Annotated in this window: 19 protein-coding genes and 1 pseudogene; 12 read left to right on the top strand and 8 right to left on the bottom strand. The window is 44.9% G+C overall.

Annotation, left to right across the window (positions count from 1 at the left end):
* Window positions 1-3 precede the first annotated feature (3 nt).
* Entirely contained in the window at window positions 4-1,098 is a 1,095-nt protein-coding gene (locus tag ABR335_RS14855; RefSeq protein ID WP_350346324.1) for a DUF917 domain-containing protein, read from the top strand.
* On the top strand, window positions 1,098-2,675 hold the full coding sequence (locus tag ABR335_RS14850; RefSeq protein WP_014096173.1) for a hydantoinase/oxoprolinase N-terminal domain-containing protein: 1,578 nt from the start codon (window positions 1,098-1,100) through the stop codon (window positions 2,673-2,675). Before ABR335_RS14855 ends, ABR335_RS14850 begins: the two co-directional genes overlap by 1 nt.
* A gap of 169 nt (window positions 2,676-2,844) precedes the next feature.
* Here ABR335_RS14850 and ABR335_RS14845 read toward each other — a convergent pair whose 3' ends face one another.
* The 3 genes and pseudogenes from ABR335_RS14845 to ABR335_RS14835 form a co-directional block, all read right to left on the bottom strand.
* Complete coding sequence (locus ABR335_RS14845) at window positions 2,845-3,828, bottom strand: NAD(P)H-dependent flavin oxidoreductase (protein ID WP_179234193.1); 984 nt, start codon at window positions 3,826-3,828, stop codon at window positions 2,845-2,847.
* A gap of 2 nt (window positions 3,829-3,830) precedes the next feature.
* Window positions 3,831-4,187: an MmcQ/YjbR family DNA-binding protein gene (locus tag ABR335_RS14840; RefSeq protein WP_014096171.1), complete on the bottom strand. Its 357-nt coding sequence runs from the start codon at window positions 4,185-4,187 to the stop codon at window positions 3,831-3,833.
* 750 nt (window positions 4,188-4,937) lie between these two features.
* Window positions 4,938-5,455: pseudogene (locus ABR335_RS14835) on the bottom strand (DUF1648 domain-containing protein).
* 288 nt (window positions 5,456-5,743) lie between these two features.
* Between ABR335_RS14835 and ABR335_RS14830 the strand changes: the two are divergent.
* Both ABR335_RS14830 and ABR335_RS14825 read left to right on the top strand, forming a co-directional pair.
* Window positions 5,744-7,069 carry a ComEC/Rec2 family competence protein gene (locus ABR335_RS14830; protein ID WP_350346732.1) on the top strand — a complete coding sequence of 442 codons (1,326 nt, stop codon included), beginning with the start codon at window positions 5,744-5,746 and terminating at the stop codon, window positions 7,067-7,069.
* Window positions 7,070-7,084: 15 nt separating this feature from the next.
* Complete coding sequence (locus ABR335_RS14825; protein WP_026684799.1) at window positions 7,085-7,297, top strand: DUF3006 domain-containing protein; 213 nt, start codon at window positions 7,085-7,087, stop codon at window positions 7,295-7,297.
* Between the two features lie 1,024 nt (window positions 7,298-8,321).
* Here the strand turns inward: ABR335_RS14825 and ABR335_RS14820 are convergent.
* A complete protein-coding gene (locus ABR335_RS14820; protein WP_061574755.1) occupies window positions 8,322-8,840 on the bottom strand; it encodes a hypothetical protein in 519 nt (172 codons plus the stop codon).
* A gap of 684 nt (window positions 8,841-9,524) precedes the next feature.
* Between ABR335_RS14820 and ABR335_RS14815 the strand changes: the two genes are divergently transcribed.
* Window positions 9,525-11,180 carry an APC family permease gene (locus ABR335_RS14815; protein WP_350346323.1) on the top strand — a complete coding sequence of 552 codons (1,656 nt, stop codon included), beginning with the start codon at window positions 9,525-9,527 and terminating at the stop codon, window positions 11,178-11,180.
* Window positions 11,181-11,306: 126 nt separating this feature from the next.
* On the opposite strand, the gene ABR335_RS14810 is transcribed toward ABR335_RS14815, so the two are convergent.
* Window positions 11,307-13,523, bottom strand: coding sequence for an Ig-like domain-containing protein (locus ABR335_RS14810; RefSeq protein WP_350346322.1), 2,217 nt, complete (start codon window positions 13,521-13,523; stop codon window positions 11,307-11,309).
* 477 nt (window positions 13,524-14,000) lie between these two features.
* Here ABR335_RS14810 and ABR335_RS14805 point away from each other — a divergent pair, with 477 nt between their 5' ends.
* Window positions 14,001-14,969, top strand: a complete 969-nt coding sequence (locus ABR335_RS14805; RefSeq protein ID WP_014096162.1) for an LCP family protein — start codon at window positions 14,001-14,003, stop codon at window positions 14,967-14,969.
* Window positions 14,970-15,310: 341 nt separating this feature from the next.
* On the top strand, window positions 15,311-15,676 hold the full coding sequence (locus tag ABR335_RS14800; RefSeq protein WP_014096161.1) for a DUF5684 domain-containing protein: 366 nt from the start codon (window positions 15,311-15,313) through the stop codon (window positions 15,674-15,676).
* Window positions 15,677-15,813: 137 nt separating this feature from the next.
* Here the strand turns inward: ABR335_RS14800 and ABR335_RS14795 are convergent, their stop codons facing one another.
* A complete protein-coding gene (locus ABR335_RS14795; protein ID WP_014096159.1) occupies window positions 15,814-16,731 on the bottom strand; it encodes an aldo/keto reductase in 918 nt (305 codons plus the stop codon).
* Window positions 16,732-16,913: 182 nt separating this feature from the next.
* Here ABR335_RS14795 and ABR335_RS14790 point away from each other — a divergent pair, with 182 nt between their 5' ends.
* The 3 genes from ABR335_RS14790 (at window position 16,914) to ABR335_RS14780 (ending at window position 18,544) form a co-directional block, all read left to right on the top strand.
* Window positions 16,914-17,825 (top strand): DUF4351 domain-containing protein, encoded by a 912-nt coding sequence (locus tag ABR335_RS14790; protein WP_350346321.1) that lies wholly within the window; start codon window positions 16,914-16,916, stop codon window positions 17,823-17,825.
* 1 nt (window position 17,826) lies between these two features.
* Entirely contained in the window at window positions 17,827-18,090 is a 264-nt protein-coding gene (locus ABR335_RS14785) for a hypothetical protein (protein WP_014096156.1), read from the top strand.
* A gap of 130 nt (window positions 18,091-18,220) precedes the next feature.
* The gene (locus tag ABR335_RS14780) at window positions 18,221-18,544 is read left to right on the top strand and encodes a DUF3870 domain-containing protein (protein WP_014096155.1); all 324 of its coding nucleotides are present in this window, start codon (window positions 18,221-18,223) and stop codon (window positions 18,542-18,544) included.
* A 268-nt stretch (window positions 18,545-18,812) separates the two neighbouring features.
* Here ABR335_RS14780 and ABR335_RS14775 read toward each other — a convergent pair whose 3' ends face one another.
* Complete coding sequence (locus ABR335_RS14775; RefSeq protein ID WP_350346320.1) at window positions 18,813-20,024, bottom strand: acyl-CoA dehydrogenase family protein; 1,212 nt, start codon at window positions 20,022-20,024, stop codon at window positions 18,813-18,815.
* Window positions 20,025-20,028: 4 nt separating this feature from the next.
* Window positions 20,029-21,207, bottom strand: a complete 1,179-nt coding sequence (locus tag ABR335_RS14770; RefSeq protein ID WP_061577481.1) for a CaiB/BaiF CoA transferase family protein — start codon at window positions 21,205-21,207, stop codon at window positions 20,029-20,031.
* A 725-nt stretch (window positions 21,208-21,932) separates the two neighbouring features.
* On the opposite strand from ABR335_RS14770, the gene ABR335_RS14765 reads away from it, so the two are divergent.
* Window positions 21,933-22,946, top strand: a complete 1,014-nt coding sequence (locus tag ABR335_RS14765) for an NADP-dependent oxidoreductase (protein ID WP_014096152.1) — start codon at window positions 21,933-21,935, stop codon at window positions 22,944-22,946.
* Window positions 22,947-23,484: 538 nt separating this feature from the next.
* Complete coding sequence (locus ABR335_RS14760) at window positions 23,485-24,684, top strand: MFS transporter (protein WP_017550182.1); 1,200 nt, start codon at window positions 23,485-23,487, stop codon at window positions 24,682-24,684.
* Window positions 24,685-24,814: the final 130 nt, after the last annotated feature.

Below are 24,814 nucleotides of genomic sequence, written 5' to 3'. Positions count from 1 at the left end.
GTAATGAGAAAAATCGGAATACAGGAAATAGAAGATATCGCAGTTGGAGCCGCCTTGCTGGGCACAGGGGGCGGCGGTGACCCGTACATCGGGAAGCTGATGGCAATCCAGGCAATTGAAGAATACGGCGAGGTCACTTTATTGGATGCGGAAGAAGTGCCGGATGATGCCCTGGTGGTTCCTTCCTCCATGATGGGCGCACCGACTGTCATGCTGGAAAAAGCGCCTAGCGGTGAGGAAGCGTTCGTTGCTTTTCAAAAATTGGAAACGTATCTTGGCGATAAAATTTATGCTACTTTTCCCATTGAGGTCGGCGGGGTCAACTCCATGCTGCCCTTTGCGTTAGCTGCGAAACTGGGGTTGCCTGTTGTCGATGCGGATGGAATGGGGCGGGCTTTTCCGGAACTGCAAATGGTGACATTTTATCTGGACGGGATAGCTGCAACGCCGGCCGTTTTAGCGGATGAAAAAGGAAATACCGTTGTCCTTTCTACCATCGATAATGTTTGGACAGAAAGGATTGCCCGGGCAGCAACGGTCCAAATGGGAGGATCTGCGATGACTGCCATGTACGCGATGAAAGGGAGAAATTTAAAAGAAAGCGGCGTCCGCAATATTTTAAAACTCGAAGAAACCATTGGCAAAACGATCCGGAAAGCAAAGGAAAACAACGCAAATCCAATTCGGGAAGTTGTCAAAAGCGTCAAAGGGTTTCCGCTGTTTTCCGGCAAAGTGAAAGATATTAACCGTAAAACGGAATCCGGATTTGCAAGAGGGACAGCAACGTTTGAAGGCATGCATGAAAATAAAGGAGAGACGCTTACGCTTCGGTTTCAAAACGAGCATCTTTTGGCCCGGACGGAAGAACGTTTATTGTGCATGACCCCGGATTTAATCGCTGTTTTGGATGCGGAAACGGGGCTCCCGATCACAACAGAGGGAATTCGTTACGGCGCCCGGTGTGTTGTCATTGGAATTCCGTGCCATCCAAAATGGAGAACAGAAAAAGGACTGGCAACGGTCGGCCCGAAATATTTCGGATATGATGTGGACTATGTTCCGGTGGAAGAACTTGCAAAAGAAGGAGTGCGTTCATAATGGGAGTTTACCGTGTTGGAATCGACGTTGGCGGCACACATACAGATGCCGTTTTACTGGATGAAAAGAATACTGTGATTGCGGAAACCAAATCGCCGACAACGGAAGACGTGGCAACAGGCATATACCATGCGATGCATAAGATCATCAGCGATGCCAATGTCCCGCGCGATCAAATACACTATGCCATGCTTGGCACGACACATTGTACAAATGCCATTGTAGAAAGAAAGAGATTAAATCATATTGCGGTTGTGAGGATCGGCGCGCCGGCCACATTGGCTGTGAAACCGTTGATCGGCGTTCCGGAAGATTTAAGGGAAGCGTTAGGGAAACACGTTTATCTCGTTCGCGGCGGCCATGAGTTTGACGGCCGGGAAATTACAGCGCTCGATACCCATTATCTTTTTCAAATTGCCAGGGAAGTGAAAGGAAAAGTAGATTCTATTGCGATCACTTCCGTCTTTTCACCTGTTTCCCAGGACCATGAGCACAGGGCAAGCGAAATTTTTAGGGAAGTATTAGGAGATGAGGTTGCGATTTCGTTATCGTCCGAAATTGGTTCCGTCGGCCTGCTTGAACGGGAAAATGCAACCATTTTGAATGCAGCGGTTGTCAATGTTGCCAAAACAGCCGCAGAAGGATTTATTCAGGCACTCGAAAATGAAGGTATCAAAGCACGCGTCTTTTTCGGGCAAAACGACGGCACGCTGATGTCGGTTGATTATGCCGTAAAATATCCGATTTTTACGGTTGCTTGCGGACCGACCAATTCACTGCGCGGCGCTTCTTATTTAAGCCAATTGTCTGATGCGATCGTGGTCGATGTCGGGGGGACGACTTCGGATGCCGGCGTACTTGTCAACTCTTTCCCCCGGGAGTCATCGCTTGCCGTTGAAATCGGCGGAGCGCGGACAAATTTCCGCATGCCGGATCTCATTTCAATCGGTCTTGGCGGCGGGACAATTGTACGAATCCGGGATAACGGGGAGTTCACAATCGGGCCGGACAGCGTCGGTTACAGGCTTCCGGAAAAAGGTTTGATTTTCGGGGGAGACACCCTCACCACCACCGATGTGGCAGTAGCACTTGGAAAAGTGGAACTGGGCGACCCGGAAAAAGTAGCGCATCTTGACAAAAAAGTGATGCAGCAGGTGTATGGCAGAATGGTGGAAATGGTCGAAGAAGCCATCGATAAGATGAAAACAAGTGCGGCACCGGTTCCGGTCATCCTTGTTGGCGGCGGGAGTGTATTGCTGCCGGACTCTTTAAAGGGCGCATCACGGGTCATCCGCCCGGAACATTCCGGTGTTGCCAATGCGATTGGTTCTGCGATTGCACAAGTCAGCGGCCAAATTGAAAAAATTTACGTTCTTGACGAAATAGGCAGGGAACAGGCATTGGAATCTGCCAAATCCCAGGCGAAGCAAGAAGCGATCAAAGCAGGGGCAGATCCCGGCAGCCTTGTCATCGTGGATATAGAAGATGTGCCGCTCGCCTATCTTCCGGGAAATGCGACAAGAATCCGAGTGAAGGCAGCCGGGGAGCTGGGGCGGATGCCAGTTGCCTCGATTTAAATTCTTGGATGTTGAAGCCGGGAAAGCACGTGAATTCTAACTGGTGCCGGATAGGAATGAGAAATCTGCCAAAGATGGATCTTTGGCAGATTTTTAGCAGGGGGGTCAATTTTTCTCCAACCAAACGAGTGTTGGGCAGGGAGCCCCGTCAGGTTTGTCAATCGTTGCTTCACGATGATCTATGGGTTTGTTCTTTCATAATATGATCTAATCGGGATAACCCTTTTTCTGCAGTATGCATCATCTCGTCAAACAATTCCTGCACTGTCGGAATCGTATGAATAAGGCCGACGACCTGTCCGGCCCAAGCATAACCTTTTTCTTCATTCCCGTCATAAATATAGTTGCAATTTGCGCTACCGCTAATCATCTCTTTCAGGTCTTCGTAGGATGCCCCTTCCTGTTCACGTTCCATAATATTCAAGGCAAAGCGGTTTTTCAAGACCCGGCCCGGTGCCCCTAATGTTCTCTTAATCACTACTGTATCCGTTTCTTTTGCATGCACGATTGTTTGCTTATATTTCTCGTGTGCATGAATACATTCTTTGGTGGCAATAAAACGGGTCCCCATTTGAATTCCTTCTGCGCCAAGAGAAAGGGCAGCCAATAATCCACGTCCGTCGCCAATGCCCCCGCCGGCGATTACAGGAATGGATACTTCGTCTGCAACCCGGGGAATGAGCAACATGCCGCCAATGTCGTCCCGGCCTAAATGGCCCCCGCCTTCCTGCCCGACGGCGATCACTGCGTCTGCACCCAATTGTTCAGCTTTTTGTGCTTGTCTTGTTCCAGCCACAAGGACAAGTGTACGAATGTTTTCTCCTTTTATCCTTTCGAAGACCGGTTGCGGGTTACCGCCACTGATGGAAATGGCTGGAACCTTTTCTTCAATGGCCACTTCAAGCAACTCCTCGTACCGGCCGTTATACCTTGCGATTGCAAAGTTTACACCGAAGGGCTTCCCGGTTAATTTTCGTACTTTGTGAATTGCATTGCGAAGTTTTTCAGGTGTTCGCAGCGTCGCGGCAGTGATTTGCCCCAGGCCGCCCGCATTGGAAACAGCAGCAGCTAATTCCGCATATCCGAGATAAGCAAGGCCTCCTTGGATAATGGGGTATTTTATTTTTAATATCTCCGTAATGCGAGTTCTCATTTTTACCGGCCCCTATTTGACTGAATTCCTTTTTTCTTCGTTAAGTGATAGCTTTGCCTTATCATATCACAGATTTCTTCCTCCGGGACGGTGCCGTCAAGAATAACGGAATTCCAATGTTCTTTGTTCAGATGGTATGCCGGAACAACAGCGTGGTATTTCCGGCGATAAAAGTCCAGCCAGCCGTTTTCACCTTTCACATTGATCCAAATATGGCCGTTTCTTTCAAAAATCCAGGCAAAGACTTTTTTATTTTTTTTGTGGCGCATTAATGTCCAATTCTTATCTTTAAAGGGGTAATCTTCATACGTGTTTTCCAGTTTTAAACAGTAATGGATAGCGTCCTCTCTTGTTTTCATTTATGATGCTCCTTCAACATGCTGTTATTTATATTATATAAAAATGTTAGGGATTACCGTCATTTTTTCCTGCTTTCTTAACGTAGGCGTGCTCTATGTAAAGGAAGGTCACCGAATTTTTCTGCCTTCTTAACATAGGCGTGCTCTAAGTAAAGGAAGGGCGTCGATTTTTCCCGCTTTCTTAACGTAGACGGCCCTATGTAAAGGAAGGACGCCGATTTTTTCTGCTTTCTTAACATAGGCGTGCTCTATGTTAAGAAAGGTCATCGAATTTTCTTGCTTTCTTAACGTAGATGCGGTCTATGTAAAGGAAGGGCGTCGAATTTTCTCACTTTCTTAACGTAGGCGTGCTCTATGTTAAGAAAGGTCACCAATTTTTCCTGCTTTCTTAACATAGACATGGTCTATGTAAAGGAAGGACGCTGATTTTTCTTTCTTTTTTAACGTAGACATGCTCTAAGTAAAGGAAGGACGCCGATTTTTCCTACTTTCTTAACATAGGCGTGCTCTATGTTAAGAAAGGTCATCGAATTTTCTTGTTTTCTTAACGTAGATGCGGTCTAAGTAAGGGAGGGACGCCGAATTTTCTCACTTTCTTAACGTAGACATGCTCTATGTAAAGGAAGGACGCCGAATTTTCTCGCTTTCTTAACGTAGACGGGTTCTATGTTAAGGAACAGCGCCGTTTATTCGTATTTTTTGCTTTATATTGGTTTGAGTGGTGAAACTTTTTCAGCGTTCATCCTTCCTTTATCGTATTGTTGTTATTTTATTTTTTTGCGTCACGATTCCTGATGCAATTGGAATTCCCATGCCAATGATTACGATAGGTAAAAACCATTTACCAAACCCGTTTCCCCATCCCATTGCAATCACAATGGATTCCAATAAGATTAAAGCAAAGAAAATCAGACAAATATTTTTCAATTGATTTAGCAGTTTCCGGCTATGCACATAAAATTGTTTTGCATTTGATTCATTTAATCGATCAGGATAATTATAAATATGAGGGAATTTTTCCAAAACCTGCATCAATAGCGCAAGGATTGCCCCCACGCCGGGTAAAATCAAAAGTTCCCATTTTGATCCCCAACGATCGACTTTACCGGAGGCATCATAATGTCCGGGAACTTTTTCTGGAAGTTTCCCCAAACGCTAACCAGAAAAATAATCGAACCAAAGAAAAATAAATAGCCAATTATGTCCCAAAACCATTCGCCTTTTGTCTTGGAAATTTTCAATTTGGGCTGCTTCCGGGAGTTTGGCATGCCATTTCCCTCCAATCCAGTTTCTGATTCATTTCCGTCCAGCCATAAAGTTTTTTGTACATGAAAAAGCCCCCAAGTGCAAGGTTTTTTACATTTCATGAAACCCTTACATTATAGATACGATAAAAGTAACCAAATTCCTTATCAAATTTGAATTTGGTTTTTTATCCGGGCTTCTCTCCGAAGCGGATCGTGTATGGTAAACTAATGATGTCTTTGCCACTTTGAACGGGATTCCAGTTTTCACCATTTGAGTCCATATGAAAAGAAGGGGAATAAAAATTGAAAATGAACCGAACAGGCGCATGGTTTCTACTACTATTCTTAATGCTTTTTTGCAGTGGTTGCGGCCAAACCCAATCCACTAACAGCCAGCCAGTAAAAGAAAAGCAAGTGCAGCATATAAGTGCGGCAAAATCAGAGAGTAAGGCCGACAGTAAAACCGTTAACAAAACAGACAGCAATCATAAAAGTACCGCATCACTTCCAAAAGGAAAACTAAAGGTTTATTTTTTTGATGTCGGGCAAGGGGATAGCATGCTCATCCAAACACCAAAAGGAGAAAATGTGTTAATTGATGGTGGGAATAATGACAAAGGTGATGATGTTGTCCGGTATCTTCGCCAGCTGCATGTCAGCCAATTGGATGATGTGATTGCCACCCATCCGGATGCCGATCATATCGGGGGCCTGGATACGGTTCTGGAAAACTTAAAAGTAAAAAATGTATATGCGCCGCGGGTCGTGAATACAACCAGAACCTATGAAGATTTTTTGCTGGCTGTGAAAAATAGCAGACTTAAAATCAAGCAGGCAAAAGCGAATGTTGATCTTGGGTTGCGGGGGGCATCGATGAAGTTTGTCGGTCCTGTAAAAGATTATCACGAAGAGATGAATGACTGGTCGGCTGTTGTAAAACTTTCCTATGGGGAGAAAGGCACTTTTCTATTCACGGGAGATGCCCCTATCCGTTCTGAAGAAGAAATGATTGCAACGCACCAAGATCTTTCATCCCAAGTATTAAAAGTGGGGCATCACGGTTCAAAGACTGCTACAAGTCAGGCGTTTTTGGACGCCGTAAAACCGAAGTACGCGATTATTTCGGTAGCGAAGGTGAATTCGTACGGGCTTCCAAATGACGAGGTGATCAATCGTTTAAAGTCGAATCATATTCAAATTTTCCGGACAGACGAAATGAAAACCATTTTAGCGGTGACCGATGGGAAGTCTATTGAATTCCAGCCGGTTCCGTCTTTAACGCCGAATCATTCGTCTTCGGAAGCGGGAAATGCAACGGCTTCCGGCAAGGCTGCTCCGCCAGTAAAGCAGCCATCCCAGCAAGCCACTTCTAACGGGACATTACAGGCGAAGCTTGATGATCCAACGCCTCAGCAGTATGGTAAAATCAATTTAATGGTTACAGGTTTGACAGGCGCAACGTATCAGGCCACTTTTCATTATAAAAGCAAAGACACCGTCTATCAGGGAACGGTAGGGACGCCGCTTTCGGTTCGAATCAGCAGAGCGGCTCCTGGCTATGAAGTGCGGATTGATATAAAAGCTGTTGTAAAAGGGAAAACATATACCACCCATACTTCTTTTACCCCGCAATAAAGGAGGCCATTTTTGATGAAATATATTGTGGATCGGATCGAAGGGGAATTTGCTGTTTGTGAAAAAGAGGACCGGACGACTGTGGATATCCGTCTAAGTGAGCTTCCATCCGGTGTCAAAGCCGGAGACGTTCTCGTCGTCGAAGATGGAACACTGCGCATTGACAGACAACAAACAAAGGAACGAAAAGCCCAAATCGAAAAATTGGCAGATGAGCTTTTTGAATAGGTAGTAGGGGATTTTCTTCATCTGCTGTATCATCATGATAATTGGCACAGCCTCATCAGTGAGAAAGGCTTAAACAGCTTTTTTTGATGTAAATAGCGAAAGGAAGAAAACTCTTATTCAAGATTTCTTCCTTTTTTCTATGGAAAATATTCAGCTGCTTCAAATTTATCGGCTTCCTGCCGGGCCGGGCGGGAGTATAGATATCGCATCTATAATTGAGCACCCAGGGAGCTGATGTAGAATACATTTTCATCTTTTCCAGTGTGGTTTTTCTTTCCCATATCTTAGAGCTTGCTGAACGAATCCGATTCTGAGTTTGTCTGCAAGCTCTGTCTCAAAATATAGAAGAATTCTTTTGCGAAAATGGGTGATTTTATCTTCTCCATACGTTGAATTGGCTTTCGAGTGCAAGCTTTTCACTGGATTTGTTATAAAACCCTAGCATTTAATGGTTGCCAAAGCTGTCAGCAACCTTGCTAAATCTAGGCATTTTGCTTATTCAGCAAGCCCTATCTTAGGTAAGTCGGATTTTCATGATAAAACGTTTCTAGTCAGCCAGCGTACGCTTGTTAATAAACTGCCGATTTTTTTGAACTTCAGTATGGGTAAAGCTTTCTTTAAGAGTGCCGGGGTTGCATATTTTTCCAGCTTCATGGAGAATCTTATCCAATGCGTTGTCTGTATTGGATTCATCGGCGAAGGGGAGGAACGCATGACTGTATACACGTTAGTCTTGTATCCTAACAGCTTAAAGTGGTGAAAAAGGAGAGATCCGGGGGCGTAATCAGTGATATTCTATCCAAAGAATAATTCGTTCGTTACGCGTGTCCCGGCGTTAAGGCGTCAAGCGTGAACCGTGATTCGTTCGGCTCAACCAATTGTAAATAGCGGGTTTAAAGCGATTTGATATGCTCAAATCTAAGCAGCAAGCCCCCGGTTCCCCTTTTCCTTGCCGGCATGATATCCGGCGGCAAAAGACGGAATCCAAGCTCCGCCCCTTGCCGCCGGGTCTCATGCCGGGCGTTTACTGGTATTCCTCTACAAAATCCAGGTCAACCGTTGCGCTGAAATTGGCTTTATCAATCAGTATCGACAGACGGTTGGCTTCTTTTTCCGTTTTTTCAGCCTGCTTTTTAACGGCAGGGGGATCAAACAGTGCTTTTTTGTAGGTAACATTTGCGTCAAAAGCGCCTCTTGCTATCCGATCCACTTGTTGGCTGTTTCCAAATTCCTGAAGCATTTCGGCCTCGGCGCGAAGTTGTTTCACAAGCTCCAATGCTTCCACGATGGATACTTTTTCACCCTTCCATTCAATCGTTGTGCGTAAGTTGGATGCTGCCAGTGCCTTTATGACCGCCCGGTAGTGGTTGCGAACTTGGTGAATTTCCGTGCCCACCTCTTGAAATGTTCGTGCATGCGGCGTATATTTTTCCCCTTTTTCAAATTCAACGTAGGCAATCTGGTTTCGCTCCTGGATCAAGTCATGCAGTTTTTTCGATACCGCATTTTTAAGCAGCCGTGCTTCCGCGACCGTGATTTGCATTTAACGCCCCACTCCCCTCTGACTTTTTCTATTTGCTATTATTATACAATTCCTGCTTTTAAGAGTGCAATGGTGGATTTGTAGTTCTTGCGGCAGTCATCTCTTTTTATTTAGAGGTTGCTGAACAAGCGGCATTCTCAAAACTAAAAATGATTTCGTAGATTTTGTCGAACTTTAAATGAAAGGGTTATGAAGGAAATACAGAAAAAACTTTGCACTCGAAAGCATTTTAACGGTTAGAAGAGGACAAAATCACCCCCTTTTTGAGATACTTCTTCTATTGGTGGTAAACATTCAAGCCGGCTTGCTGGGTAAATCGGTTAAAATGCCTAAATCCGATTCGTTCAGCAATTTCTATTATGGATCGATTTTTTTTGTGCCAACTGTTGAATCCGAATTAAAAGGAGAGCCGGCCCGTCCATTTACAGTCTGAAATCTGGCCGGGAATCCACTTGCTTCAAGATGGAAAAGATATTGTATAGATTCTATTCGAATTATTGGGCATTCGTATTTTTTAAAGATAAAATGGAATTATGTATTTATAAATTTTGTCATTATTAGAGGAGGCGGATGAGTTTCTCTCGCTTTTGCCGGGGTAAAATAAAATTTTCATCAAATTTTTCATATCATGCTTTTTGAAATTTTCAACTTGGCCAACACAGAAAAAAGAAAGAAGGATCCTGTATGAACAAGATGCATCGTAAGTTGGGAACTTTTGCGCTTACCATGACCGGCCTTGGGTCCATCATCGGATCCGGCTGGTTGTTTGGTGCCTGGAAAGCAGCAACGATTGCCGGCCCTGCAGCCATTTTTGCCTGGGTGATCGGGATGGTTGTTATTTTGTTTATTGCCCTTTCTTACAGTGAACTGGGGGCCATGTTTCCGGTAGCGGGGGGAATGGTAAAATACACCCAGTATTCCCATGGCTCTTTTGTCGGTTTTCTTGCTGCATGGGCGAACTGGATTGCCATTGTTTCCGTTATTCCGAGTGAGGCGATGGCTTCTGTTCAGTATATGAGCTCATGGCATTGGAGCTGGGCGCACAGTTTGGCCCATAACGGAATGCTGACGCCAAAAGGGCTCGGCCTTGCTTCTTTGCTGTTGTTAATCTATTTTTTTCTGAATTACTGGGCAGTCAGTTTATTTGCTAGGGTAAACTCACTTATCACAATATTCAAAATTATTATTCCGGGGTTGACGATTTTTGCACTTCTGATTGTCGGGTTCCATGGCAGCAATTTTACATACGGCCAAGCTTTTGCCCCGTATGGATGGTCAAGTGTGCTTACGGCGGTGGCGACATCCGGGATTGTGTTCGCATTTAACGGCTTTCAAAGCCCGATCAATATGGCGGGCGAAGCGAGAAAGCCGGGCCGGTCGATCCCGATTGCAGTCGTGGGATCTGTTTTAATTGCAACGGTGATTTACGTTCTGTTGCAGATTGCGTTTATCGGGGGTGTCAGCCCTTCTGTCCTGGCACATGGCTGGAATCATTTGAATTTTAACTCCCCGTTTGCAGATCTTGCCATTGCGTTAAATATTAACTGGCTCGTAATTGTCTTGTATTTGGATGCCTTTGTTTCTCCATCCGGCACCGGGATAACCTATACTGCAACAACGGCACGCATGCTGTATGGCATGGAGAAAAATGGATATTTGCCGCGGTTTATCGGCAAACTGCATCCGGTTTATGGCATTCCGCGCCCGGCGATGTTTGTCAATTTAGTCATCTGTTTTATTTTCCTGTTTGTATTTAAAGGATGGGGTTCACTGGCAGAGGTTATTTCTGTTGCTACGTTGATTTCTTATATCACCGGGCCTGTAACTGTCATGGCATTAAGAAAAACCGCGGGGTACTTGTACCGTCCGCTCCAGGTGAAGGGCATGCAGATCATCGCGCCATGCGGATTTATTTTTGCTTCGCTGACGCTATACTGGGCGCGGTGGCCGCTTACCGGGGAAGTTTTCCTCATTATTATGATCGGGCTTCCCATTTATTTTTACTATCAGGCGAAAAGGAAATGGCAGTCTTTTTCGAAAAATTTCAAGTCCGGCATTTGGATGGTCGCCTATCTGATTGTGATGATGGGCATCTCTTATTTTGGAAGTGAGAAATTTGGCGGCCTTAACATGATTCCGTACGGCTGGGACATGGTCCTCATTGCTTTCGTTTCGCTCGGTTTTTACATCTGGGCAGTGAAAAGCGGATACGAAACACCCGACCTGCTTGAAGCTGCAAAATTAAACAAAGCATTGAAAGAGCACGACATGGGTGTGGATGATGATGAAAATGGAAACGGGAAACGAAACCCGGCTTATTCAACGGATTGGCCACACTGATTATCGTAGAATTTGTCTAACAGGGGAATCCCTTCAAACACGTACAAAAAGCAGCAACCCATTTATTATTGAAAAACTGAATACCAAAAAAGCGCAGCTGAACCACTGCGCTTTTTTGATGCCTTTTTATTTCACTTTCACCGTCCGGTATCCACTGCTGTTGCCGGACTTATCCGTAGCTTTTACTTTGATCGCAGTCCCTTTTTTCTTCGGGCTGATTTTTATTTTGTAACTACCATGTTTATCAGCTTTGGCAGAGCCGATTTTTTTACTGCCGGTATAAGCGGTGACCGTTGCATATGCTTCCGTTTTTCCGGTGATATAACGGGAAGTATGGCTGACAGTGTTAACAGACGGTGTACTTGGTGCAATTCTGTCAACCACCGTCACGCTTTTTGTTCCACTTTTGCCATAAGTGTTTGTAGCATACACATAAATTTTTGTTCCGGATTTTTGTTTAGGAATAGAAACTTTATAGTCGCCTTTGCTGTTGCTTTTGCCTTTATAGGTTTTGGAACCGATTTTGACATAAACGGTGCTTGATTTGCTCGTCTTCCCGCTAACGGATGTGCTTTTATTGCTGACTGTGTTCACAGACGGCGTTGCAGCCGGTGATCCGACGGTCGTTACTTTTGTTCCACTTTTCCCATAAGTGTTTGTAGCATACACATAAATCTTTGTTCCGGCTTTTTGTTTAGGAATAGAAACTTTATAGTCGCCTTTGCTGTTGCTTTTGCCCTTATAGGTTTTGGAACCAGCTTTAACATTAACCGTGCAGTTTGCGTCTGTCTTGCCAGATACACTTGTACTATTGGTACTTACCGTATTAATAGATGGTGTAGATGGGTACAAAGGTGCATTGACGGATAAAACGTACTTGCCGGTATTATAATCACTGCTAATTTTTAAATAGTATGTTCCCGCTGGCAGGCTCTCACTTTTGTTCCATTGTTTAGGTGTTTTAATGGAGCCGTAATAAATATCGTCATCCCAAAGGGCGGTTCCCTTTGAATTTGTGAGATGAAGATCGACCCCCTCCATATAGGAATCTATATTCATCGTAACTTTTACAGCTTTTGGCAATGTGAATTTATAGCAATCTGTATGATCACTCTCGCTCAGAAAACCGGTTATTTTTTGCGTATTAAGGGAAATCTGCTGGGCCTGGGTCGTTCCATTATTGGGTTCCGATTCATTGTTTCCGGCGGCAGTAAACCAGGTTGACAAATGATAAGTGCCGGTTTCAGGGCTGTGAATTTTGATATAATAGGTTCCGGCCTCTAAATCAGCATCTTTCATCCATTGCTTGGGAGTCTCTTTGGTTCCGTCATAAACAGATTCTTCGTCCCAGATGTTGTTTCCGTTCGCATCTATAAGATCCACATAGGCCCAATCTATACTGGAGTCAAGACTGATTTTAAGGTTTCCTGCTTTTGGCAGTCTTACTTTATAAACGTCCGTATCGTCACTCCAGCTCAAAAAACCGGTGACTTTTTGGCCGTTTGACAGCTCCTGTGCCTGAGATGTACCGTTATTTGGCTCCACTTCATTATTCCCTGCTGGTGTGTAATTGACATATAAATTGTATTTACCCGTATAACCGCTGGAATTAGAAATCTTGATATAATAGGTTCCTGCCTCCAGATCAACACTCTTTGACCATTGCTTCGGCGTTTGAGAGGATCCACCATATATGTCTTCATCTATTCCCCAAACGTCATTTCCACTTTCATCCAGAAGATCCAGAGAAGCATCATAAATGTTTGAATCTACGTGAACATCAATGGTGCCTGCTTGTTTCAAAATGAATTTATAGCAATCCGTATCATCATTTAAGCTAAGAAAACCGTTGATTTTCTGGGTATTGAGTGTAATAGGCTGTGCTTGTGATGTGCCATTGTTCGGCTCTGTTTCATTGTTCCCAGCAGTATTAAATCCAACCTTTAAATCATATTTTCCAGTATAGTCACTGGATTGGGAAATCTTGATGTAATAGGTCCCGGCCTCCAAATCAGCTTGATCCGACCATTGTTTTGGCGTGGAAGCAGATCCATCGTAAATGTCTCTGCTATAGCCCCATACACTCTTTCCATTTTCATCTGTCAGATCCAAGATAACAGCTTCGATATACGAGTTTAAATTGACTTTCACTGTACCAGCCGAAGGCAGTGTAATTTTATAGACTTGCTCAGCATTTTTGTTACTTATTGTGTTAGTAACTGTCGTATTAAAGTTTAAAGTTTGCGTGGTGCTCGCAGAAGCATGACCTGTTTGTAAAACAAGTGCTGGTAAAATTAATGCAATTGCCAAGACCAAGTAAATGGTTTTCTTTATAACCTTCACTATTCAACCCCTCCAGTATCGACAAATTAAAAATAAGTGGGAAAACACGTCTCCTTTCTTTGCAAAATTAAAAAAACCAATTCTATTATAAAAGAAATTGGAAAAATAAACCACAATTTTTATAGGACTTTTGTATGAGGGATTTATCGTATTTTTAAAGCTACAAATCCTGTTTTCCAGAGTAGTTCGGGAATTCCGGGGAAGTCAGTTAGTACCAGCGGGGCTGCAGCTGGGTTCCGTTTAAAAGTGGGGATTTTCAATCTGAAAAAAATATGAGAAGGTTCTTCATAGGACAGGAAACTATGGCCCCATTGTTTGGTAACAGACAAATTTTCAACTTATGGCATCATGGGGAAGGTGAGACATCGTATGAATAAGTTGCCAGCTACAACAAAATTTTGTCGAAATGTATCGTCTTGGATGGAAAAATGTTATATAATTTAAATAGTTTACACATAAACGATTTTGGGGGAAATGATGAAAAAACTGAGGATCTTTTTATCCATTTTACTGGTGGTTGTTGTATTGGGCGGCGGGGTGGCTTATTTTGCTTACCAAAAGCTGCAGCCGGAGAACCATTTTAAAAACGTGCCGACCGTCTCTAAAACTGGGAACAACCCGGGCAGCCAAAGCACAACAACGCCCAAAATGAAGGAAAACGTATTCAATGTCCTCTTACTCGGTTCAGACGAACGGAAAGGGCAGAAGGTGGGACATTCGGATTCGATTATCTTGCTTCATGTCGATCTGAATAAGCACAAGTATAACATGGCCAGCATTCCCCGTGACACACGCGTGTATCTTGATGGCTACGGCTATACGAAACTGACAAGCGTGCAATATATTAAACAAGCAACAGGTGGCACAACAGCCGGGATTAAAGCCGCTATCAATTCAATCAGCCAATTGACAGGCGTACCGGTCAACTATTATGTGGAAACGAATTATGAAGGCTTGCAGTCGATGGTGGATGCACTGGGGACGATTGATGTGGATGTGCCGTTTGATGTAAAACTGACACACCCCTGGTACCCGGAAAACAAAGGAAGAGTAATTGCACAAGGTACGCAGACGCTTGACGGAGAAATGGTGACAGAGCTTGTACACGAACGCTATTCGTTGAAAAACGTGGACTATGACCGCCAGCTGCTGCAGGAAAAAGTGTTGATCGGTATTGCCAAAACCGCACTTCAACCGAAAAATTTAACGAAACTGCCAAAACTGGTGGACAAATCATCTGAATTTGTCATTGCTACCAATATGTCAAAAACAGATATCGCGAGTCTTGGTCTGCTTGTAAAAAATCTTAACACAGATAAGCAAGTGACCTATTACCAGCTGAACGGCACATCGAAAAGTATGTACGACGATATTTTAAAAAACAACAACTCGGAAATCGTCCTCGACCAGACGGCATTGAAAAAGACAATGGAGCATTTTGAATAAAAGGATTCGGAATTGGGATTGTGATTTGCATGATGGAGCTGGGATAAGCGGGGACAATTTAGGTTTCAAACGAATTTTATCCACTTGAATTTTTTGGAAAGTGAACGGCCAGAAAAAGCGGCCATCTACTTTGCGTGGAAAATAAACAGATTGCTACGTAAGCTAATAGGGTTAATTACTTTTTCTGTATGTAAAGGCCCGGTATTTTGAAGGCAGACAAGAGCAAGGTTCCAGATAAGGTTGCTTTGTTTTTACGGAGGCATGATGGGAGGGGCCGGGTCATAAATATTTTATAAGTCTGGTGTACAACGCCGGAAATCTAATTCAGTGGGGGTATCATAATGGCAACAATTTTATACGCCGTCTTTATTGCAATTGCGCTTTATGTTTTAAATGGCATGGCATTTATGAAGTTGGCCCAAAAAGCCGGGCGCGGAGACATTGCCTGGATGGCTTGGGTCCCGGTCTGTAATGTGATCCAGCAGCTTCTTTTGATTAAGAAAAGCGGCTGGTGGGTGCTCATTCTGCTCGTCCCGGTTGTGAACTTTATTTTTATTATCATTTGGCAAGTGAAATTGCTTCAAGCATTCGGCAAGCATGGCGCCTATGTACTGTTGTATATTTTTATTCCCATAGTTTATCAAATTTTATGGATCGTTTGGGCATTTTCCGACGAGACGAAGTACGTGGAAAGGGAAGCAGTGTAAGGATGATAAAAAGATGCCGGCGTTTGGTACGGCATCTTTTTATTATCATGAAGCTAAAGTGGGAAAGCTGCTCTGTTGTTTTAAAAGGGAAACGATCACGAGGCCCACTGCTGTTTTTGGATCCAACAATATACCTGTTAAGGCAAATCATTGCCGGCAGCAAAATAAATATCATACCAGTCTCGGCGGGTAAGACTTACTTTTGATGCTTCTGTAATTTTTTTCAGCCTTTCCGGGTTCATTGTTCCGGCAATGACTTGGATTTTTGCTGGATGCCTTAAAATCCACGCGGTCGCGACGGCCTCTTTGGACACGCCTTGTGCTTGTGCCAATTGGCCAAGTTTTTCGTTCAATTCCGGGAATTTTGGATCATCGATAAAGACGCCCTCAAAGAACCCGTACTGGAACGGCGACCAAGCTTGAATGGTGATATCATGCAGGCGGGAATATTCCAGAATTCCACCGTCATGGTTGATGCTGCGTTCGTCTTTCATATTGACGTGCATCCCGAAGTCAATCATTCCGGTATGCGCGATGCTGAACTGCAACTGGTTGACAATCAGTTTTTGAGAAATGTATTTTTGGACAAGTTCTACCTGGTACGGATGGAAGTTGCTGACCCCGAACTGGCGGACTTTTCCGGCATTTTGTAGTTCTGAAAAAGCTTCGGCAATTTCTTCTGGTTCCATTAACGGATCAGGACGGTGAAGCAGGAGTATATCCAGGTAATCGGTTTGGAGCCGTTCTAGGATGCCGTCAACCGCTTTTAAAATATGCGATTTGGAAAAGTCATACATCTTGTCGCCAATGCCACATTTTGATTGGAGAACGATATCTTCCCGCTTGATGGAACTGTTTTTCAGCGCATTTGCAAAAATTTTCTCTGATTCTCCTTTTCCGTATATATCGGCATGGTCAAAGAAATTAATGCCGTGCTCGACTGCTGTTTCAATCATCGTTTGCGCTTCTTTTTCCGACAACCCGTTCATCCGCATGCAGCCTAACGCAACTTCTGATCCTAATATACCGCTCTTGCCAAGATTGATACGATTCATCTTCATCCCTCCTGTAAAATGCTTCACATTTTATTATGGATTTGGATCATCTGCAAAGTCAAAGAAAAGCACTCGCATAACCAGGGGACGCCGGATCAAATTTGCAAATTGAAAAATCTACTTGAAAAACGAACGTTTGTCCTTTATAATAAAGCTGAAAAATAAGAAAAGGAGTGCTGCCATTGGATCTGGTAATGGAAAAACATGCCGGTTATCACGTGCATGATCGTTTGTTTAAAGAGCTGATCCAAAACTTTTTTCAGGAGTTTATGGAGGCGTTTTTCCCGGATGTGTCAGCGGATCTCGACTACCGTCGGGTGCGGTTTTTGTCGCAGGAACAGTTTACGAACTTTCCAGGCGGTGAGCAAAAACGGGTTGACATCCTCGCCGAAACGAAGGTAAAAGGGAAAGACACCGTGATTCTCATCCATGTTGAGCCGCAGTCGTATTACGAAAAGCCTTTTCCTGAACGCATGTTTCGTTATTACATGATGATCAGTCTCCGGCACCGGAAACCGGTATTGCCGATTGCCGTTTTCAGTTATGAGGAGAAAACAGAGACCCCTGATACGTACACCTTTGCGTTCCACAACATTGAAATTCTTCGTTTTCACTATTTATCCATTCATCTGATGAAACAAAATTGGAGAAATTATATCCGGAGCAACAACCCTGTTGCCGCGGCATTATTAAGCAAAATGGGGTATACAGAAACAGAACGGGTGCAGGTCAAACTGGAGTTTCTGCGGATGCTGGCCCGGATGGAACTCGACCCTGCAAAAATGAGGCTGTTACACGGTTTCTTTGATTATTATTTAAAATTGAACGAAAAAGAGGAGGCGGAAGTAATGGAAAACATTAAAATGCTGGATCCGGACGAAGCAGAGCAAGTATTGAAGCTGCCGAATTCTTACTTTGACCGCGGGTATAAGAAGGGGAAAGAGGAAGGCAGAGAAGAAGGAAGAGAGGAGTTATTACAAACCATTGTTTCCAGAATGCTCAAGAATGGCCTGGAACCACAATTGATTGTTGACATGACCGGCCTGACCCAGACAGAAGTGGAAAAAATAAAACAGCAACTGGAGCATTCATAAGATGGAAGTCAGACTGCCTGGTGTGGATGGAAAAGAAGTTGTTTTAGACTTGCCGAACTATTATTATGACCTCGGATATAAAAAAGGATTTAAAGAGGGATTTAAAGAAGGATTTAAAGAAGGAGTAAAGGAGAGAAGAGAAGAAGAAAGAACACGATTGATTATCAACTTGCTAAAAAATCAAGTGGATGTGAAGGCCATCGTCCAAGCATCCGGCTTGAGTGAGGACGAGATCATGAAAATCAACAGGGAGAACAATTGGTAAGAACACCATTGTACTTCAAAACTGCCAGCCTGCAGTAGGCGGTTTTGAAGTACGCTCGTTTGCCTGTACAAGGAATTCTCCGCCATGCTGCTGAATAAAGAATAAAGCTTTACACGAATGGGGGATGTTGATGCAAACTGCTTTTATTGCGGGCCATGCGAAGCTTCCGTCCGGGATGGCGGCCCAAAATATTTATGATACTTTGACGATAACGGCGGAAATTGAGATGAGGTACGGTGTCATTCTCGATGTCTCCTGTACACTGGCTACGGAGCACGGAAGGAAATTTATTTCCCATCTGCTTAGGGGTTACAGCTTAAATGATGGCATTGAGGAACCATTGAAGCAACTGCAGGAATTTTACTTAGGCAAAGCTTCAAATGCCTTAATTTCTGCTTTTAAAGATTTGTATAAACAGTATCGTCTCGTATTGAAAACAAAACAGGGGGAATAGCCCCCTATCCAAATCGTGCTTTCACCATATTCTGAGCCCTTTAGTCAAACTTTATAGGCAAGTTTTTTATAGAAAATGAGAAAAAACTTTGCACTCGAAAGCCATTTTTGCAGATATCCATTCTATGAATGGCAAACATTGCAGCACTTGCTGAATGAGCCGGAAAAAAAGCCACAACGGATTCGGCCAGCAAGACTGTTGCCGCTTATGACGCCGTTAAAAATTTCTATACCGAGGCTACTGGTATTTCATTGAAGATGTTGCGCCGTTACGATTCCTCCGCACCGCTTTCTGTAAACGGCCAGCCCGGCAGCATTTTGCTGAGCGGTTTGTCCGTACGATAACCGAGGACGTATTCTGCCTGCATGATCGTGTGAATTTCGCGGGTGCCTTCGTAAATGACCGGTGCCTTCGAGTTGCGCAAGTAGCGTTCAACCGGGTATTCGCTTGAGTAGCCGTACGCGCCATGAATTTGGACGGCATCGTTGGCGGCTTCATTGGCGAAGTCGCACGCTTGCCATTTGGCGAGCGAGGTTTCGTGGGTGTTGCGCTTCCCTTGGTTTTTCAGTTCGCCAGTGCGGAAAACGAGGAGACGGCTCATTTGGTAGCCTGCTTCCATTTTCGCAATCATTTGCTGGACAAGCTGGTGTTTGCCAATTTCATGCCCGAATGTTTTCCGCTCATGGCAGTATTTGACGCTTGCTTCAAGGCAGGCCTGGATTAACCCGCACGCGCCGGCTGCCACGGTAAAGCGGCCATTGTCGAGCGCCGACATGGCAATTTTGAACCCTTCGCCTTCTTCTCCAAGCAGGTTTTCTTTTGGCACCCGCACATTGTCAAAGAACAGTTCCCCGGTGTTTCCGGCTCGGATCCCGAGTTTGCCTTTAATGGCTTTTGAAGAAAAACCTGGCATTGTACGCTCCACGATAAATGCGGAAATGCCGTGATGCTTTTTCGCTTTATCAGTGTAAGCAAATACGAGAAAATGGTCCGCGACATCGCAAAGCGAGATCCATGTTTTTTGCCCGTTTAAGATATAAAAGTCCCCGTCTTTTTCGGCCGTTGTGCCAATGCCGGCAACATCCGAGCCCGCGCCAGGTTCCGTGAGGCCGAATGCCCCGATTTTCTCGCCTTTTGCCTGCGGGACAAGGTATTTCTGCTTTTGTGCCTCTGTTCCCCACTGCAAAAGGGTCAGGCTGTTTAAGCCAGTGTGGACGCTCACGGCCGTTCGGAAGGCGGTATCCCCCCGCTCGAGTTCTTCGCACACAATCGCGAGCGCGTTATAGTCCATGCCGCTTCCGCCATATTTCTCCGGGATGCAGACCCCCATCAGGCCGAGATCCGCCAGCTTTTTCAACAGGCTTGTTTCAAAATGGTGGTTTTCATCCCATTCGCGAATAAAAGGCATAATCTCTTTATCTACAAAATTCCGTACGGTTTTCTTTAAAAGTTCCTGTTCTTCCGTCAGTTCAAAATGCATGATTTCATTCCTCCTTGTACGCTTCAATTTCTTCTTGTGAAAATCCGATTCTGCGTAAAATCTCTTCTGTGTGCTCTCCCGGCATGGGCGGGTGTTGCACGTACCGGACAGGGGTTTCAGATAGCTTCAACGGGCTTGCAACAAGTTTGATTTCCCCGGCAATCGGGTGCTCCATTTTAATCAACATTTCCCTTGCCTCAAGCTGCGGATCGGCCGCCACCTGCTCGAGGTTTTGGATTGGACCGCACGGAATTTTCCGCTTCTCCAATGCTTCCCGCCAAAAGGAAACCGGTCGGGTTCGAAAAACTTTTTCCAAAATCGGGATCAATGTCTCACGGTTTTCTACCCGTTTCGGATTTGTCGCGAATCTTTCATCCGATGCAAGTTGCCCCAGGTCGAGCAATTCACAAAGCGTCTGAAACTGGCGGTCGTTTCCAACGGCGATCGCAATCTCCCCGTCGCTCGTTTGAAAAGATTGATAGGGAACAATATTGGGATGCCGGTTGCCTAGCCGTCCGGGAATGTTACCCGACATAAGAAAGTTGCTGGCAATATTAACAAGGGCTGTTGTAGCTGAATCGTAAAGCGAAAGGTCGATTTTCTGCCCTTCCCCCGTATGCTCCCTTGCCAAAAGGGCAGCCTCTATGCCGATGCAGGCGTAAAGCCCTGTTAAAACATCGGTAATGGCGACGCCTGTCTTCAGCGGCGGCCCGTTTTCTTCGCCTGTGATGCTCATCAGCCCGCTCATCGCCTGGATGATAAAATCGTAGCCGGGCAAATCTTTGTACGGGCCGGTTTCCCCGAACCCCGTAATCGAACAGTAGATGAGCCGCGGGTTGAGTGTCCGGAGCGTTTCGTATCCAAGCCCAAGTCGCTCCATCGTACCGGTTTTAAAATTATGGATGACAACATCGCTATTTTTCGCCAGCCTGCGAATGATTTCTTTTCCGCTTTCACGCTTTAAATCTAGCGTAATGCTTTTTTTATTTCGGTTGGTGCACAAATAGTAAGCGCTTACGTTTTGCTGAAACGGTGGTCCCCATCCCCGTGTTTCGTCACTGCCGCCGGGTGCTTCGACTTTGATCACCTCTGCACCGAGATCGCCAAGGATCATCGTGCAGAAAGGCCCGGCCAGCACTCTTGTTAAATCAAGCACTTTTATCCCGGACAATGCGGATTTCAACCTATCCACTCCTTTCAAAAAGTAGAAAAAGCCAGCATTGCATCCATGAGGCACGGATAAAATGACTGGCTTTTTCTGCCGGACAGCTTATCTTGCGGGATAAGCAGGCAGAATAAACAGTTATGTCTTTCTTTAATTGGGGCTTGCTGAATAAGCAAAGTTCCTCGATTTGGCAAGGCTGCTAACAGCTTTGGCAACCATTTAAATGCAAAGGTTTTACCACAGATCCAGGGAAATGCTTGCACTCGAAACCCGATTCAACGTATGGAGAAGATGAAATCTCCCCTTTTCGCAAAAGGATTCTTCTAAATTTTTGAGACAGAGCTTGCAGACAAATTGGGTACAAACTTAGAATCGGATTCGTTCAGCAAGCCCTAATTGGATTACCCCCGGCTGGCTTTGTTCACGCATTCCGGGAAGGTAACATCGCACAAAGCTTGGCGGATGTTATGTATATAGGATAATCCAATCCAGCGAAATTGTAAATCGTTTTTGAATATTTTTATTAGAAAATCAAAACAAACAGTCAGATTGGCCATGCTGATAGCGGCGGCCTATCCATACAGTCCTAAAGTGCATTCGCATAGCGCGTGATCGTTTCGGATTTCATTCTTATCCAATGTAGGTTGAATGCCAATATCCGGAAAAACTTGATTGTTTTATTTTTGACCGCGGAATTGGGGAATGTTAAATTATAGGAAAATGGTTGTTCAGGAGGGATTTTCATGGATGGGAACAAAAAACAGATCCGGCTGGCAAGAAGGCCTGTTGGAACGCCAACAATGGAGGATTTCGCTTTTACCGAAGCGCCAATTGGCACACCAGGTGAAGGCGAAGTGCTAATTCGAAATGTATATATTTCCGTTGATCCGTACTTAAGGGGAAGAATGGAAGATGTGAAATCGTATATCCCGCCTTTTCAGCTGAATGATGTCATTGTAAGCGGCGTGATCGGACAGGTTGTCGCATCGCAGTCCGCCCAATTTAAAAAGGGCGACATCGTGATCGGCACGCTTGGTTGGGAAACGTATTCTATTGCGCATGAAAAAACGATCCGGAAGCTGGATCCCGATCTTGCACCCATAACGACCCATCTTGGCATTATTGGAATGACCGGGCTCACTGCGTATTTCGGTCTGCTCGATATTGGGAAGCCGAAAGCAGGTGAGACAGTGGTTGTATCGGGTGCTGCAGGGGCGGTTGGCTCCACTGTCGGCCAGATCGCAAAAATCAAAGGAGCGCGTGCTGTTGGAATTGCCGGATCTGAGGAAAAATGCCGCTATCTGACAGAAACGTTAGGGTTTGATGCAGCCATTAATTATAAAACGGAAAATGTCAGAAAGGCACTTAAGGAAGCATGCCCTGACGGTGTTGATGTCTATTTTGACAATGTCGGCGGTGAAATTTCCGACGCGGTCTTTCCGCTATTGAACGATTTTGCGCGCATTCCGGTATGCGGTGCCATATCCGCTTACAATAAAACAGAGCCGGACGTCGGGCCGCGTGTACAGCAATATTTAATCAAAACGAGTTCGCTGATGCAAGGTTTTACAGTCGGCCATTACAGTTCCCGCTTTAAAGAAGCCGGCGCCCAGCTTGCTGCCTGGTTGAACGAAGGCAAATTAAAATATGAAGAAACGATAACAGAAGGTTTTGATTCGATCATTGACGCTTTTCTCGATTTGTTTAAAGGAAAAAATATCGGAAAGCAGCTGGTGAAAATCAGCGAATTTGAATAATGTAGAAAGAAACAATCATCATGGGTGTATGGCTGCACCAGTCGGGACATAACGATGCATTGATTAGGTATGGGGCGAGGATAGAGGCTGCCGTACTTGACAATAAGTTATGTCCTCTTTTGTGCATTCAACCAGTTATATGGAATTTCACAATAAGGCCGGGCATTGTTCTTGCTTCTTTTATATAGAAGAATTCCTGATTATGCTGTAAAGTCGGCCAAAAATTTGGACCGTGGCTGAATCCGCGTTTATAAACCGGAGTGTAATGAGAGAAAGGCAGAGCAAGATGTCTTTTCCCCAACGGTTTCTGTTTCCCGCGTGTTTCTGGAATTTAACAGATGTTCAAAAAAGCTAAAAGCACAATGAAAAACCGAACAGGTCTCATGCAAATCTTCCTTTTTATTGGCGGAGTTTTCATGATTTCACCACAAGAATCCGGCTGTGCGGAGGGAAAATCGTCAAATATCTTTACCTTGCACACGCCTGGTGATTCCGGTATGATAGGGGCACAATGGTGTCGGCGCAGGGGGATATAAATTTGAGAGAACTGCTAACTAACCGGTTTGTCCGGATGATCTTTTTATCGGAACTATTTTTGCAAGCCGGGATCTGGGTACGGAATTTTGCCGTCCTGTTGTTTGTTACAGATAAAACGAACGGAAATCCGCTTGCGGTATCAATGATTTCAGTGGCAGATTATTTGCCCATTTTCATCTTTAGTTTTATCGGCGGGGCATATGCGGATCGCTGGCAGCCAAAGAAAACGATGATCTGGTGCGATTTGCTGAGTGCCGCCTCGGTTTTTGTCGTGATCGGGGCGCTTATATTTGGGTCGTGGCAGGTGATCTTTTTTGCCATGCTCGTTTCTTCCACTTTATCGCAGTTTTCACAGCCGTCAGGTTTAAAGCTGTTTAAAATACATCTGGAAGAACGCCTGATTCAGCAGGGGATGGCGGTCTACCAGACGATTTATGCCGTGTTCATGATTTTTGGCCCTGTGATCGGCACGTTTGCTTATCAAAGGTTAGGCATTGATCTTTCGATAACCATTACCGGCGTAGCTTTCCTGCTCTCCGCAGCGGCCTTGTCTTTTATTCCGCGCGATGAAAAGGTAAAAAAAGCTGAAAATGCGACAAATATTTTCCAGGAAATGAAAAGCGGGGTTCGTTATGTGCTTGCAAAAAAGGAACTCAAGCTGCTTGGCTGCGGATTTCTTACTGCCGGGCTCGGCGTTGGTCTCATTCAGCCGATGAACATTTTTCTTGTAACCGATCGCCTCGGCCTGCCGAAAGAATACCTCCAGTGGCTCGTAATGGTAAACGGGATCGGCATGATTGCAGGCGGCGCGTTTTCAATGTTTTTTTCGAGATCCGTCTCCCCGCTTAAATTGCTCTTTACCGGGTTGCTCGCGAATGCCCTCGGGCTTGCGGTGATCGGCGCGTCAACTTCTCTTTGGCTGACGCTTGCTGCGGAGCTGGTTTCCGGCCTGTTCTTGCCAAGCATTCAAATCGGGATTAGCACGATGGTTTTACAAAATACGGAAGCGGACTATATTGGCAGGGTGAACGGCACGCTTTACCCGCTTTTCACGGGGGCAATGGTGATCACGATGAGCCTTGCCGGCCTGGTGAAAACATGGCTGTCAGTGACGGCTGTTTTTGAAATTGCGGCGTTATTTTTTATCCTCGGCCTCTGCTTTGCCTTCCCGTTAATGAAAGAACGATCACATGCGAGGTGAAGTCTTTGCGGTAGGGGCAAGAGGCGAATAGTTTTTCAAAAAAGTTTTCCAAAAGAGGATGCTTCGAAACGGCGGAAGCACCCTTTTTCGTATATCATTCTGTAAAATATGGATGGACAGCTTCTTTTAA

The organism is Heyndrickxia faecalis (assembly GCF_040267745.1).
Classification (GTDB): domain Bacteria; phylum Bacillota; class Bacilli; order Bacillales; family Bacillaceae_C; genus Weizmannia; species Weizmannia faecalis.
This window is presented reverse-complemented; position numbering and strand designations above follow the sequence as displayed.